Genomic DNA, 14,983 nt, shown 5'->3' with positions numbered 1-14,983 from the left:
AATAAATAGACATCTTTTTTCTCATTGGTTAAGCTAACTATAAAGATTAAAATACTTCAAACGAACAGAAATAATATTCACTTTTACAATGTCTAAGCTATATACCATTGGTTATGCCACTAAACCTGTTGAGCAGTTTATTTTGCAATTACAGCAGTATGAAATTAATGTTGTCGCAGATATTCGATCAGTTCCTTTTAGTAAAGCATTTGTAGATTATCACCAACAAAATATTAAATCTCACTTAAATAAACATAAAATACAGTATGTCTATTTAGGTAAGGAGCTTGGGCCTCGCTCTAAAGATGATGCCCATTATGATTGTCATCAACAAATCCAATTTGATCGCTTAATGACCTCTGAAATATTCCAATCTGGTATTCAACGTTTATCTGTTGGTGTAGAAAAAGGTTATCGTATAGCTCTTATGTGTGCTGAAAAAGATCCCGCTCATTGTCACCGTAGCTTATTAGTTGGCTATTTTTTTAAGCACTATCGTAATATTTCACTAAAGCATATTACTCATACCGGAGAACTTGAAACAGAATGCTCACTTGAACATCGATTGATGGAAGAAAATAACTTATTTCCGGATATGTTAATGGATGAAAAAGAATGCCTTAATCGAGCTTACCAAGCTCAAACCAAAAGAATGGCTTATATAAAACCACAATAGCTTAACCGATAAACGTATTCAATTTTCTTGAAAGGGACGATGAGAACCTTTCAAGAAATCGAATTAACTTAATCTATCTATCTGTTTTGTTAATTATCTGATGCTGAAATCAATGCTGACTCCAAATAAGTTAGCGCTTCAGGATCATTAGATTGACCTAACCAAAATATAGCTTTGCGTTTGATAAAACGATCGTTGTTATTCTTAAGTAGCTGAATTAATCCTTGAGTTGCATTTTTACTATTTAGTTGTGAAATAGAAAATACTGCTGACTCTCTAATTTTCTGTGGTTTGTTTCCTTCTGCAATATCAACCAAAGTTGATAAGGCGCTTCTATTGTTATTTTGGGATAACCAAAATATAGATTGTTTCTGTACAACAGTAGATGAATGATTCTTTGCATAAGAAACAAGCAGTTGCCAAGCTTTATCAGAGTCGATTTGTGATAATGAGAATATGGCTTTTTTTAATAGTTCTTCTGACTGCTCACTCTCAACAATTGGCTTAATAACATCAAGTGCTTTCTCTCCATGCTGATTGGCTAACCAGAATAACGCTTCGCTTTGTATTTTTATATTTTTATCTTTTTGAGCTAAATCAATCAGTTTATCAACAGACTCAGCATAACTATTTTGACTCAAAGCAAAAACAGCTTTGGTGCGATCTTTGATTAGACGAGTCCTATCATCAAGTATCTTGACCAATGAGTGATAGCCAGCTTTATTACGTGCATTGCCTAACCAAAAGATTGCATGTTGGCGAATCTCACGTTCATCAGAACTAGAAAAGCTTTCTAGTTTTTCATGCGCCTCATCTCCGGCTTGTAACGCAATGCTCGCTAATGCAGAGGTAGTTGTTTGGTGATTATTTTTTCCTTTTTTATTGTTAATAATACTATTTAAAAAATCTAAACTTTCTTGTTTTGATATTTGGTTAAGTGTTATTAAACTATTGCTACCTGTTTCTACAGGACAACTATCTCCTGTATAAAATAGTCGCTCCGGCATTTTATTTTTCCAACGAAAATAGATTTTTAGGGTATCTGAATCTAGATTTAATTCACTGTGTCGAAAACCTACATTATTATTTTTTATATCCAGACTACATCCCATTTGATCTCCTCTTTGATAACAGCAAGGCGAGCCGTTACCCGGTTCCATATCAACCTCATAAACAAACCACTGATCATCAGAGGTGCTGGCTTTGCTAATCGCTTCTTCAATTGAGTTATTAACATTAATCGTTTTCTTCTCATTACCTAATACAGGATCAGAAAACAGACCATATGCAAGTAAACCAACGGAAAAGATAACTACCACTTTCATAAACTCTATTATATTAATTTTCATTTGGTGACTCCCTAATTGATAGCCTGGTTGAAATACTCAACAACTTCATCTGAATCTATTAGTGATAGATGTTTAAGTGCTTCACGTTTCAGTGAAGGTTCTTTTTCAAGTTTGACAATGTGAATTAAACTTTTTACATTAGATTGAATAAATAGTGCTTTAATGACTTTTTCTTTAATCGCATAGCTGTTTTGTTTGTTGTAAAGTTCTAGCAATACGTTACCTGTTTTATTAGAACTAACAATTCCCATTTTTTCAACTGCATATAATATAAGCTCTTCTTCTTTTTCTGACTCAATTATTTTAACCAGGTAGTCAGCTGCATTACTCACCGCTAATCCTTGAATGATATCTTCTTTGTGTGCCGAAAAGTTATTATCTTGATATAAAGAATAGAGAGTATCAGGCTGATTCATCACACCAATCTGTCTAATCGCTTCCGTTTTTAAATTTTGATTTTTTTCTTGTCGAGCAACCTCTAACAATGCGTCACTATTATTTTGCACCATAAAACTTCTCAGCACTTTAGTTTTAATATCTTCATCTGTTGATGTTTGATAAACACTTTTCAAAATAGACGTTGCCTTTTCCAAACCTGAAATGCCAAGAGTTTCAATTGCATAAATCTGTAGTGATGGGTCCCCTTTACCTGAAGCTAACTCAGCCACAATTTTAAATGACTCTGCTTTTCCCGATTGGCTCAGTACAAAGAGCGCTCTCTTTTTTATCCGTGTTGAAGCATCTCCTTTAAGGATCTTTGTTAAAATGTCGGTCGACTTTTCTGAAGATGAATTCAGCAGTGCATTGATTGCGTATAGCTTCATTTCATCATTATCTATTTCAGTGCTGTTACCTTGCTTGTCATTTATCTCAATTTTTAATGCGCTTGCATCATCTAACCAACGACTATCAGGAAAACGTTTTTTGAGTCGATTAATTGTATTTAAAGCTTGTTGATTTTTTTTGCTTTTAAATTGGGCATAAGCTAACCAGTAAAGTGCTGCGTCAACCTTACCATCTTTTTGCTTAATTATTTTTGTAAAAGTTTCTTGTGCTGCCGACCAACTTTTTTTATCCAATTGCTTTTGCCCTTCGGCATAAAGATTGTCATCTGCAAAAACATAAGTCGAGCCACATAAAATAGCCGTCACCGTTAACGGTATTAGCTTTTTAACCAGTTTTTTACTATTCATAATATTTACCTTATTGCTCTGATTTGTTAATTATGTGACGCAGTAAAACTCACTTAAGTTTGATATTTTTAGATTATTTTTCGTTTAATATTTTTATTGGTTACACGTAGTTTAAACAATAGATCTGACTCATAAATTCGTTGCTTAATATTATTAAGCTCAACATATTGAGAATCTCTCGATTGATTAGGTAAGCTATTATCAAGTTCAATAAGTATTGCTTCCATTTGCATTAATGTGTACACCAACTGTTTATCACCTGAATTTTCGGCAAGTCGGCGATAGAGTCGATTTAATGCTACTAACTCTTCTATCGCTTGCCGTCGCGAATCAATTTGTTGTATTAAGTCTCCGTTTCCATTACTAACTAAAGTAAATAAACGATCACTCGATTCTAAATGATGACTGATACTACTGAATAAAACCCTTTGACTGGCTTGCGTAGTAAAACTTTGTTCTGCCTGAACAGGCATGTCAGGCTTAGCACTCCACCTACCGATGAAAAAAATACTAACCACTAAAGCAAAACTTATTCCAGTAGCTAATCCGAAATTTGGTTTTAGCAGCTTTTGCCACCAATAAATTTTCTGAGAAAACGTCTCTTCTTGAAAATGCGGTTGGTTACTTTTTTGTTGCTCAACTTGATAAATTGCAGCCATTATATTCTGCTTTAAATTGTCACTCGGCGCAGGAACTTGAATATCAATTTTTTCATCTAAAAATTCACAAATTTCAGCATAGGTTTGCTGTAATTCAGTAGAACTTTCTAGTGCTTTTTCTAACGCTTCTAATTTATCTTGCTCAAGTTCTCCGTAGTAATACAAGAGCAACTCATCTTTATCCCAATGTATCATAATGATCTACCTTATATGTGCCTAGTTGAGGCTCGAGAATTTCTCTTAGTCGACGAACAGCTCTAAAAATGCGGTTTTTCACCGTATTTGGATTGACTTGTAATATTCGGCTGATATCTTCAATCGTCTCCCCTTGATAATGACGTAATAAAAATGCAACTCGTACTTCCTCACTTAGTTGCAACAATGCCTTATTTGTCAGTAAGTTGATATTGCCTATCCACTGTGCTTGCTCGGGCGTTTGATTTTGAGTATCTTTTTCACACTCTAGATCAGGTTCATCTTGGTTAGCATGTCGAGCTAATTTGCGCTGCATATCAATTGCGCTATTCATGGTAATAGAATAAAGCCAAGTTGATAGCTTTGAACGCTCATCAAAACTCGATATTTTTTGATGCACCTTAACAAAGACTTCCTGAACACAATCTTCGGCATGGCCTTGATCGTGCAAAATGCGATAGGCAGCAGCGTACAACTTGTGACTATAAATCTCTACAAGTTGTTGAAATGCTTTTAAATTTCCAGCTTTTGCCTGAACGGCGATCTGTTTTTCATTATTCATATGCCAAGTATGACGGAGAAGCTATCATTTAGGTTTGGTATTTTTATCAATTATTTTCACAATACTAAAGTCGACACACATTTATTCAACGTGATTAGAGATAAACTAAGGAATTAATAGTATGTCTGTTTCAATCATATGCGAAAAATCATCAAATGGACGCGATTTAAACAATACTTTAAATGACCGACCAATCAAAGTTAGTTTTATAGCTAAGTCACTATCAATTGGCATAGAGAAAAGTCAGGGATTATTGTCACTATTAAGGTGTCTGACACAGTGCATAGCCGCTCTATGGACAAGTCAGACAACGAAAAGAGCGGCAAAAATAACGGCTTTTATTGTGACAATTGATAGTGATTTAGCTATATGTGGGCCTCAACTGTTCCTTTATCACCACGCTGGGAGCAAGCTTTTTCTGATGATGGTAAAAACAGGGAAACAAATTGGATAATGGATTTCGCTAAAATAGATGACTCTCTCAATTTAAAAAATATATATAAATCCGAATAAATGCTTACTATTAATATTTGTAAGCATTCACTTAAAGTTAACTAATCACTTTGTTGACCAAATAAACCTTGCTGTAGTTTTTTATGGCTTAGTGTCGGCGTTTTGTTTTTAGATAAAATAAGCTTTTCTTCTTTAAATTGAGCATCAATTCCAGCCATCGACAAATAATCGACTAAAGGTAGCTTTTTTACTCCTTTGATATAAGTTTCAAAGAAAACGGACTGATCGGATTGATTTAATTTAGATAACTCAAGTTGCAATTCAGTTAGGGTATACCCTTGCTCAGTCCCTCCATATTTTTTAAAAAGAGTTCTCATCAAATCATCCAGACTTTTTTGATTAGATGTTGCTTTTCTAATGAGCATGTCTTGAGCAATGCCAACAAAAAAGCCACCTGCATAAATCAACCCCCAATGGGCATGCTTTTCTTCTCCATCAGTCATTGATAAACGCCCGACCCCATTGTCTTGAGTATATTTTTGATAGAAGAAGTCGGCTAATAAAGATAAATAGGAATCATCCGTTAAATAACCAACATGATGTAATGCTTTTAATGTATAGTAATTACTCACTCCTTCTTTAAACCATTCACTATCATTATTTTGTGGGAAAAATGATTTACCACTCCACAAATGAAAGAATTCATGAGCAAAAATAAATCTTGCTATTGTTTGCGACATTCGATCGCCATTCTCTTCCAACAAAATACTGATATTATTTCCTAAAGCCTCTCCATCTGTTGATTTAGCAGGATTGATCACCACAACTGATTTACTCAATTGATTATCAGCGGGTGGGTTTGGGATCCCTCCCATCAAATCTGTGTAATATTCAAAAACCCCTTGCGCTAAAAGACTAAATTCCTTTTCTTTTTGAATGATACTACCTCCACCTAGCACTAGTAGTAATTCAAAACTGTCACGCTTTATTGAAACTTCTTTATGTAAACCAGCAAATAAAATTGAGGTTGATAGTTCGGTTAAGTTATTAACTATAAAGGACTTATTTTTATCGTCAGCACTATTCCATGGTGTTGCTACTCGCCACTTTTTAGGCAACTCGAATTCAACTTTAATATTTTTACGTTCTTCTCCATTAACCACAAATAGTGATCGTCCTGTATAAAAAACACCCCAGTCCCTAGCATAAGCAGCACCATCGACCCCACCGCTCCACTGATACTTTTCATGCTCAAGATTAAGTTGATAAGTCAAATTAACTGGCTGTTCAGATAACCTTTTTAATTGCCAGCCTCCATCATCAGACTCTAAGAGCTCAATAATCTTCCCTTTGCTATCTCTGACTTGAATATCACTTACAAAAGTTGCCCAGCGCTTTGGCAGTTTACTTGCCCCAGGGAACATATATAAGCTCTTGCTTTTTGGTATAAAAACCGCACTAACCGTTGCCTGTTTATAACTACTTTCTTTGATACTTACTTTATAAAAAATACTATCTTGCTCAGTTTTATTTGAAGCCAGACTCAAAGTACTAAAAATAGCCAATATAGGTATAACAGCCCAGATGATTAGTTTTTTACCATTCATAATAACAACTCATTTATTCAGAAATTAGAAACATGACATGCAGCAAAAATCAGGCCAGACTCAAATAAGCCTCAGCCCCGGATTAATTGAGTTGTTGCATCTAATCAGTGTGAAAATGACTAACTTTTCGCTTTTTCAACTAGCCAATAGCAACCTACCGGACACTCAATAATCTATTGATACCAACTTTATTCAAAAAAAACCAAAAAATGCCGTTTTCAATGCACGACGCAAATTCTTTTTAATAAATAAAGAAGTAAACAAAGTCATTGTTTGCCTCTATGGCTGTGCCTAGAGTTTAACGAAAGGTATTATCAAATGGATAAACTTATATTAAAAATGCTTAAGGAAACACTGAATACTTATCACAAACTCACCCCCTACAGGGCCACACTGCTAACTATTAGCATTGTGATGATTTGTGTAACAACAATAGTGATAAAACTGGCATAAAAAAGCCGCCTTAAGGCGGCTTATAACCAAAAATTATAAAATCGAACAAGATCAGTTAGTTGATTTTTTATCAACTCGATTTTGTTTTTTCCAGCGCTTTTTGGCTTCTTTTTGCATATCTATAGTTTTGTCTTTTTCATCAACAATCTCAAAACCCAACATGGTTTCCATGACATCTTCTAAAGTAATGATACCTTCAACGCCACCATATTCATTAACAGCCAACATCATATGTACTCGCTGGCTTAACATCAGATTAAGTGCACGACTTAGCGGTATAGTGGTCAACAATGCAGGTAAAGCGTGCTTATAATTTGATAATTGACAATGACCATTGCTTCTTGCCTGCGCTAAAAGCAAATCGCTCCGAAATACATAACCCTTTATTTCCTCTCTATCACCCTGAAAAATAGGTATTCGCGTAAAAGACACTTTGTCATATTTATGAAAAAACTCCTCAACAGTCAATTCTTGTGACAAAGAAAAAATCACTGTGCGTGGTGTCATTGCATCTTTGACTAACTTTCTTTTAAGCTTCATTAAGTTTTTTAAAAATACAGACTCTTGCTTTAGTAATTGTCCATCTTGAGAGCTAATATCAGCCATTGCAGCAAATTCTTCTCGACTAAAACCATTCAAATTAGGCCCATCTGCTAATTTTCCTGTAATCATTTCAGACATTTTTACAAAAGGATAAAGAGCAATTATTAGGTATTTAAGCGAATAAGCGGTAGTAGGTGCTAACTGACGCCAATAAGTAGCCCCTAGTGTTTTTGGGATAATTTCGGAAAAAACCAGTATAAGCAATGTTAATATAGCCGAAGCTATTCCAACATATGCATTACCAAAAACAACAGCCGCTTGTGCGCCTGCGCCAGCAGCACCAATGGTATGCGCAATCGTATTCAGCGTTAAAATAGCGGCTAATGGTTTACTCACTTCAGCTTTCAGCTCTTTAAGTAATTTGCCTGTTTTATGGGATTTTTTTTCTAAAATAGCAATATGCGCACTATTTATGCTCAATAGCACCGCTTCAAAAATAGAGCATGCAAAAGAAAAGAGTATGGCGACTAAAATGTAAATTATAAGAAGTAACATTGATAAATAGTGGTTATTCCAAAAGAAATAAAGTGATTACGTGTTATTAAGTATACCTCATATTCACCCAGCTTTTTGTTTTAGCATTCAAAGGCTTATTCAACTGTATAATAAGCGAGTACCTTGATAATATTGCTAGAGTAAATATAGAACTCATTATAGAGATAATTATATGAAAACAGCTCGTTACCGGTATAGTAATTATCTAGCATGGTTTGTCTTTAGTGTTTTTACGCTAAATACATTGCATGCTTTTGCAACACCCGCAAAAAATGACAGGCTAACGCTACCCGATACCCAGGTATCTCTCGAGTCAGATAAAGGAATGACCTATCTTGCAGAAAGCATTAATGATGACTATTTTATACTCAAAAATCACTTTGAAACCCAGTCGCATGGAACATACTGTGGCGTTGCAACATCTGTTGCTGTTATCAACTCTCTTACCAATAGTAAACAAGTCGATCAAAACAGTTATTTTAAACCCGGAGTCAAAGCTAGTTCATTAGTCAAACGTTCCGGTATGTCTTTGAGCCAACTGAGTAACCACTTCCATATTCACAAGATGAAAACAAAGGTAGTTGACGGCAATAAAATCAGTTTAAAAGACTTTCGACAACTAGCGATCGATAACTTTAAAAACCCAGATAACTTTTTAGTCATTAATTACTATAGAAAGTCTGTTAACCAAATTGGTGGTGGCCATATTAGTCCACTGGTTGCTTACCATGAAAAATCAGACTCTATACTTGTTATGGATACAGCTTCTTATAAATATCCCCCCACTTGGATTAAGACCGAAAGTTTATGGAAAGCGGCAGCAACAACTGGTTCGGATGGGAATTTTAGGGGGATCGTTGAAATATTTAAATAACAGGTTAAGTTCAGATATCTAATACTCCTCATGTTCACATAACTCAAGATTGTTTTCATCTAACCATAAGCATCTGCAATTTTTTCTTCAAAAAAATCAGCGAGTAATGACAAATGAGATTGAACATATTGAATAAAATGCTGTGTGACAGGCGATAAACTTTTTGTCGAAGGATACACCAAACACCAAGAGCGCTTAATTGGAAACCCCTTAATCGATAATTCAGTTAAACTACCTAAACTCAATTCTGAAAGCACACTCAATTTGGGCAACACTGCAACACCTAATTCAGATAAAACCGCATGCTTTAAGGCTTCATTCGAACCAACCTCTATCATTGGTAATAACTTTATACGATTTTGATAGCAATACTGCTCTAAAGCCTGCCGACTACCAGCCCCACGTTCACGAATCAATAGTGGCTGTTCAAAAAACTGCTCTGCTGTTATTGATGTTTTTTGTGTAAAAGGATGGGCATGATGAACAACAGGAATTAACCCATTATCTAAAAACGGTATTATCGATAAAGGTTTATCAGAAGGAACAACTCCCATAATAACTAAATCATATTGATTCTCCAAAAGTTTATCGATAGCTTGTGCCTGATTGACAAAATCTAAGCTCACACGAACCTGTGGGTATTTTTCAAGAAAAAACTTAACCAAATAAGGAACTATATACTGAGCTGTATTCACCGCAGCTATTTTTAGATCGCCTGAGACCTTTCCTTCTAACGTATGAATGTCATTTTTTAATTTTCGAAGCTGTTCAAACATCACTTCGATACTTTCTGCAAGCAAATTACCAACAGGCGTGTAGTAAAGTTGCCGTCCGATATATTCAAATACTTTTTGACCTAAAGCTTCTTCCAGTTGACGTATTTGTGAACTGACCGCAGGTTGAGTAAGCCCTAACTTACCAGCAGCTTTCACAAACCCTTTTTCTTGATAAACCGCATAAAAAACTTCGAGCTGTCTCAATGAAAGCCGTTTAATCAATTGCTGAAAATTATCTGGCATACATCTCTCTTTTGAATAAAGTATAAGGTATTACTTATAGCAACTATAAAATAGATTGATTTTTAATTATAGATAAATCTAGTTATCGTATAGCTTATTGCTGTTAGGGGAGGATACTGGTGATTAAAAAAGTACTTATTTCAAATCGAGGTGAAATAGCCGTTCGTATAGTGAGAGCTTGCGCCGAACTCGGTATTCGCTCGGTCGCTGTTTATACAGAACCTGATAGATATGGATTACACGTTAAACGCGCAGACGAATCTTATTCACTCGGTGAAGAACCACTCCAGGGTTACCTCGATCCTCTAAAAATTGTCAATCTAGCAATTCAAACTGGTTGCGACGCTATCCACCCTGGTTATGGCTTTCTTTCAGAAAATGCCGAGTTAGCAGCATTATGTGAAAAAAAAGGCATTACTTTTATCGGTCCAAAATCAACTGTGATCGCTAAAATGGGTGATAAAACACAAGCGCGTAAAACCATGCAAGCTGCTGGCGTGCCAGTGACACCAGGTTCTGACGGTAATCTAGATAACTTAGAGCATGCGCTTGAAGTTGCAGAAAGTATTGGATATCCAGTAATGTTAAAAGCCACATCGGGTGGTGGTGGACGAGGTATTCGACGCTGCGACTCGGCCAAAGAACTCACCACTCAATACCCAAGAGTTATATCAGAAGCGACTAAAGCATTTGGCTCGGCAGATGTTTTTCTTGAAAAATGCATCGTCGATCCTTTACACATAGAGGCTCAAATTATTGGTGATTCACAAGGCAATGTGATTCATCTATTCGAACGTGATTGTTCGATTCAAAGACGAAACCAAAAACTCATTGAAATAGCACCAAGCCCGCAAATTACGCCAGAACAACGCCAGTACATTGGTGAATTAGCGATTCGTGCTGCCAAATCGGTCAATTATGAAAGTGCAGGAACGGTAGAGTTTTTATTAACCGGAAACGAAGTTTATTTTATGGAAATGAACACGCGAATTCAGGTTGAGCACACAATTACAGAACAAATAACAGGTGTCGATATCGTTCAGGAACAACTACGTATTGCCTCAGGAAAACCATTACGCTACCAACAGCAAGATATTCAATTTCATGGTTTTGCGCTCCAATTCCGCATAAATGCCGAAGATCCTAAGAACGATTTTCTTCCCAGTTTTGGTCGGGTTACTCATTATTACGCACCAGGTGGACCAGGCGTCCGTGTTGATACAGCCATTTTTACAGGTTATGAGATACCGCCTTTTTATGATTCGATGTGTTTAAAGTTAATCGTCTGGGCTCTAAATTGGGAAGATGCACTGAGCCGTGGAAAAAGAGCACTCGATGATATGCGACTTCATGGAGTGAAAACAACCGCAAACTACTACCAGCAAATTTTGTCACACCCAGAATTTATCAATGCGAACTTTAATACTAGTTTCGTGAATAAAAACCCAGAATTACTAAGCTATTCCGATAAACGCCATCCCAGTGAAATAGCCTTGGCATTAGCAGCAGCCATTGCGGCTCATATCAGCGAATAAAGGAGAAAAAAGTGAAAAAAATTGAAGTTACCGATGTCACTTTGCGCGACGCTCATCAATCGCTTTTAGCGACCAGAATGCGTACCGAAGACATGCTACCTATTTGTTCTAAGTTAGACCAAGTAGGCTTCTGGTCTCTCGAAGTTTGGGGTGGAGCAACTTTTGATGCCTGTGTTCGATTCTTAAAAGAAGATCCCTGGGAACGTTTGAGAAAATTAAAAAAAGCCTTACCCAATACCCGATTGCAAATGCTGTTACGTGGACAAAACCTTTTAGGTTATCGACATTATGCTGATGATGTTGTGAGAGCATTTGTTGATGCCAGTGCCGAAAATGGTATTGATGTGTTTCGTGTTTTTGATGCACTCAACGACATGCGAAATATCGAAGTCGCCATGAAAGCGGTTAAAAAAAGTGGTAAACATGCTCAAGGTACTATTTGTTATACAACCAGCCCAGTACATACATTGGACAGGTTTGTTGACCAAGCAAAAGTACTTCGTGATATGGGAGCAGATTCAATTGTTATTAAAGATATGGCAGGCTTGTTAACTCCTTACGCCACTGGTGATTTAACCAAAGCAATCAAAGCCACTGTCGATTTGCCGCTAGTTATTCATAGTCACTCTACTTCTGGTTTAGCTCAGTTATGTCAATTAAAAGCAGTAGAAGCTGGTGTCGATAGAATCGATACTGCAATTTCAAGTTTTTCAGGTGGTACCAGTCACCCTTCAACAGAAGCTCAAGTAGCAGCATTTAAAAACACACCTTATGACACTGGGTTAGATTTAGTACTTCTTTCAGAAATTAATGATTACTTCAAAGAAGTTCGAAAAAAATATCATCAATTTGAAAGTGAATTTACCAAAGAAGACATCGCGGTTCAGATTAATCAAGTACCTGGCGGCATGATGTCTAACTTAGCTAATCAATTAAAAGAGCAAAATGCGCTCGATCGTATTGAAGAAGTGTTTAATGAAATTCCCAATGTTAGAAAAGATCTCGGGTATCCACCATTAGTTACACCGTCATCACAAATTGTTGGTACACAAGCTGTTTATAATGTCTTATCTGGCGAACGCTATAAAACAGTGACTAATGAAGTTAAACGCTATTTAAAAGGTGGTTACGGTTTACCACCAGCAAGCGTTGATGAAAACTTACGTAAAAAAGCGATTGGTAATGAAGCTGTTCTTGAAGGAAGACCTGCTGAAGGTTTAAGTGCAGAACTAGAAAAGCTATCTAAAGATATTGGTGACTTAGCAACCTCAAAAGAAGATGTTTTAATTTACGCCATGTTTCCAGAGTTAGGTCGGGAATTTTTACAGCAGCGTCACGATGGAACACTAGAACCAGAGGTCTTATTGCCGATTGATTCATCAGGTTCAAAATCAAAGCCACATACTGCTACAGAGTTTAAAATTGATGTTCATGGTGAAACCTATGAAGTAGCAATAACGGGTATTGGCGATTTTGGTAGTGGAAAACGAAAATTCTATATTTCGCTTGATGGTATGCCAGAAGAAGTCGTGTTTGAACCTTTAAATGAATACAATAGTGAAACAGCATCGGGCCGCGGTAAAGCAACAGAACCCGGACATGTAACAGCCGCAATGCCAGGAAATATTATTGATATTCTGGTGAAAGTGGGTGATACAGTAAAAGCTGGTGATCCGGTATTGATTACAGAAGCCATGAAAATGGAAACTGAAATCAGCGCCGCTGTTGATGGTGAAATAAAAGCCATTCATATTGAAAAAGGTGATCGGGTTACGCCAGGGGAAATATTGATAGAAATAGGTTAAAACCAAGGATTTTTATTGAAGCTTAAAAAGGAGGTTAACCCTCCTTTTTTCATATAAAAGCAACTAGCTCAAAAATGGTAAAACCCGTTTGCGTATCGCTGCTCGTTGTCGCTTTTTATATTCACTATGTGAAGCTAAACCTTCACGAGAGCTAATATAACTCTGTCGATCCATGATCTGTAATTCATAAGGAAAAAAGAAAGATAAATTTTTACCATCGGGTTGTTTAACCTTGATCCTTTGTCGACAAGTTATTTGTACAGAATGATAGGAGATTTCACTAAATAGGTTATCAACAGAAGTATTTTTAGGATTTGGATATTCCGAATTTTGGAGCAAATTTCTAATACTATCTGTAGTAGCTCAGACTTGATCTGACAGTTACCCGTTTTTCCAACGGTATCTGTCAGTTTAGATTTGAGCTAAATTCTTTTCAGCCCAAATCAATTTACCATCAAGTAAAGTTTCTTTTGGCGTTCTGCCACAGCACATTTTTCCTTGATGAGTTCGGTCATTGTTATAGTATTCCATCCAAACGTCCAGATCTTTTTGCAAATCTTCCATCGATGAGTACAGCTTTTTCCTAAAGGTGATCTGGTAAAACTCATTCAATATCGTCTTGTGAAAGCGCTCGCAGATCCCGTTCGTTTGTGGTGACATCGCTTTCGTTTTGGTATGGTCAATATCATTGATCGCCAAGTAAAGCTGATAATCATGATGCTCTACGCGACCACAGTACTCAGTTCCACGGTCAGTTAAAATGCGCAACATTGGCAATTCATTTTGATTAAAGTAGGGTAATACTTTGTCATTTAATATATCTGCGGCGGTGATTGGCGTTTTGGTTGTGTAGAGCTTTGCAAAAGCAACTTTGCTGTAGGTGTCAATAAAGGTCTGCTGATAAATTCGGCCAACGCCTTTGAGGTTACCCACATAAAACGTATCCTGAGAGCCTAAGTAGCCTGGGTGAGCGGTTTCTATCTCACCACAAGCTTCGTCATCATGTTTCTTCTTTTCAAGCGCAGCAACTTGCGCATCGCTTAAAATGATACCGTCATTAGCGACCTTTTCCTCAAGTGCTTTAAGACGCTTTTTGAAGTTTTCCAGATCATGACGAAGCCAAATTGAACGAACGCCGCTGCCAGAAACAAAGACACCTTGTTTACGCAGCTCATTGCTTGTTCTATGTTGACCAAAGGCTGGTTGTTCAATGGCATAGGCAACAACGGCTTGTTCTGTCGCCTCATCAACTCTATTTTTAGGATTGGCCTTACGTCTGGTCTTTTCGATTAAGGCGTCAATTCCACCTTCTTCAACTAACTCTTGATAACGATAAAATGTATCTCGAGATACGCCCATCACTTTACAGGCTCTTGAAACATTATTGAGTTCTTCGGCTAAGTTTAATAAACCTGCCTTGTGTTTAATAATTGGATTGTTAGTATGTAGCATGAGAGTTACCTTTTGTTTTGATTTAAAGATTCGACACCTTTATCAAAACGGGT

14 protein-coding genes are annotated in these 14,983 nt (G+C 36.5%); 5 read left to right on the top strand and 9 right to left on the bottom strand.

All coding sequences use genetic code 11. The annotated features are described in order from the left end of the window. Nucleotides 1–88: 88 nt before the first annotated feature. Nucleotides 89–676, top strand: coding sequence for a DUF488 domain-containing protein (locus ACT5E3_RS00180; protein WP_444996302.1), 588 nt, complete (start codon nt 89–91; stop codon nt 674–676). An 89-nt stretch (nt 677–765) separates the two neighbouring features. Here the strand turns inward: ACT5E3_RS00180 and ACT5E3_RS00175 are convergent, their stop codons facing one another. The 4 genes from ACT5E3_RS00175 to ACT5E3_RS00160 form a co-directional block, all read right to left on the bottom strand. Then, nucleotides 766–2,025, bottom strand: a complete 1,260-nt coding sequence (locus tag ACT5E3_RS00175; RefSeq protein ID WP_444996301.1) for a HEAT repeat domain-containing protein — start codon at nt 2,023–2,025, stop codon at nt 766–768. Between the two features lie 11 nt (nt 2,026–2,036). Further along, nucleotides 2,037–3,218 carry a HEAT repeat domain-containing protein gene (locus tag ACT5E3_RS00170; RefSeq protein WP_444996300.1) on the bottom strand — a complete coding sequence of 394 codons (1,182 nt, stop codon included), beginning with the start codon at nt 3,216–3,218 and terminating at the stop codon, nt 2,037–2,039. Nucleotides 3,219–3,286: 68 nt separating this feature from the next. Further along, complete coding sequence (locus ACT5E3_RS00165; RefSeq protein WP_444996299.1) at nt 3,287–4,072, bottom strand: hypothetical protein; 786 nt, start codon at nt 4,070–4,072, stop codon at nt 3,287–3,289. Beyond that, on the bottom strand, nt 4,056–4,634 hold the full coding sequence (locus tag ACT5E3_RS00160) for an RNA polymerase sigma factor (RefSeq protein WP_444996298.1): 579 nt from the start codon (nt 4,632–4,634) through the stop codon (nt 4,056–4,058). The genes ACT5E3_RS00165 and ACT5E3_RS00160 overlap by 17 nt, the downstream gene beginning before the upstream one ends. Nucleotides 4,635–4,755: 121 nt before the next feature. Between ACT5E3_RS00160 and ACT5E3_RS00155 the strand changes: the two genes are divergently transcribed. Then, a complete protein-coding gene (locus ACT5E3_RS00155; protein ID WP_444996297.1) occupies nt 4,756–5,088 on the top strand; it encodes a hypothetical protein in 333 nt (110 codons plus the stop codon). A gap of 100 nt (nt 5,089–5,188) precedes the next feature. Here ACT5E3_RS00155 and ACT5E3_RS00150 read toward each other — a convergent pair whose 3' ends face one another. Then, nucleotides 5,189–6,694: a M61 family metallopeptidase gene (locus ACT5E3_RS00150; protein WP_444996296.1), complete on the bottom strand. Its 1,506-nt coding sequence runs from the start codon at nt 6,692–6,694 to the stop codon at nt 5,189–5,191. Between the two features lie 504 nt (nt 6,695–7,198). After that, the gene (locus tag ACT5E3_RS00145) at nt 7,199–8,176 is read right to left on the bottom strand and encodes a CNNM domain-containing protein (RefSeq protein ID WP_444998626.1); all 978 of its coding nucleotides are present in this window, start codon (nt 8,174–8,176) and stop codon (nt 7,199–7,201) included. A gap of 241 nt (nt 8,177–8,417) precedes the next feature. Between ACT5E3_RS00145 and ACT5E3_RS00140 the strand changes: the two genes are divergently transcribed. Then, nucleotides 8,418–9,119, top strand: a complete 702-nt coding sequence (locus ACT5E3_RS00140) for a phytochelatin synthase family protein (RefSeq protein ID WP_444996295.1) — start codon at nt 8,418–8,420, stop codon at nt 9,117–9,119. 59 nt (nt 9,120–9,178) lie between these two features. On the opposite strand, the gene ACT5E3_RS00135 is transcribed toward ACT5E3_RS00140, so the two are convergent. Then, nucleotides 9,179–10,138: a LysR family transcriptional regulator gene (locus tag ACT5E3_RS00135; RefSeq protein WP_444996294.1), complete on the bottom strand. Its 960-nt coding sequence runs from the start codon at nt 10,136–10,138 to the stop codon at nt 9,179–9,181. A 119-nt stretch (nt 10,139–10,257) separates the two neighbouring features. Between ACT5E3_RS00135 and ACT5E3_RS00130 the strand changes: the two genes are divergently transcribed. Next, on the top strand, nt 10,258–11,673 hold the full coding sequence (locus tag ACT5E3_RS00130; RefSeq protein WP_444996293.1) for an acetyl-CoA carboxylase biotin carboxylase subunit: 1,416 nt from the start codon (nt 10,258–10,260) through the stop codon (nt 11,671–11,673). 11 nt (nt 11,674–11,684) lie between these two features. Next, nucleotides 11,685–13,478: a sodium-extruding oxaloacetate decarboxylase subunit alpha gene (gene oadA, locus ACT5E3_RS00125; RefSeq protein ID WP_444996292.1), complete on the top strand. Its 1,794-nt coding sequence runs from the start codon at nt 11,685–11,687 to the stop codon at nt 13,476–13,478. Between the two features lie 63 nt (nt 13,479–13,541). Here the strand turns inward: oadA and ACT5E3_RS00120 are convergent, their stop codons facing one another. Together ACT5E3_RS00120 and ACT5E3_RS00115 are read right to left on the bottom strand one after the other, a co-directional pair. Beyond that, entirely contained in the window at nt 13,542–13,817 is a 276-nt protein-coding gene (locus tag ACT5E3_RS00120; protein ID WP_444996291.1) for a hypothetical protein, read from the bottom strand. Between the two features lie 72 nt (nt 13,818–13,889). After that, complete coding sequence (locus ACT5E3_RS00115; protein ID WP_444993903.1) at nt 13,890–14,930, bottom strand: IS481 family transposase; 1,041 nt, start codon at nt 14,928–14,930, stop codon at nt 13,890–13,892. Nucleotides 14,931–14,983 lie beyond the last annotated feature (53 nt).

Source organism: Aliikangiella litoralis, assembly GCF_052495765.1.
The sequence above is the reverse complement of the archived record's forward strand: the minus strand, read 5'-3'. Positions and strand labels throughout refer to the sequence as shown.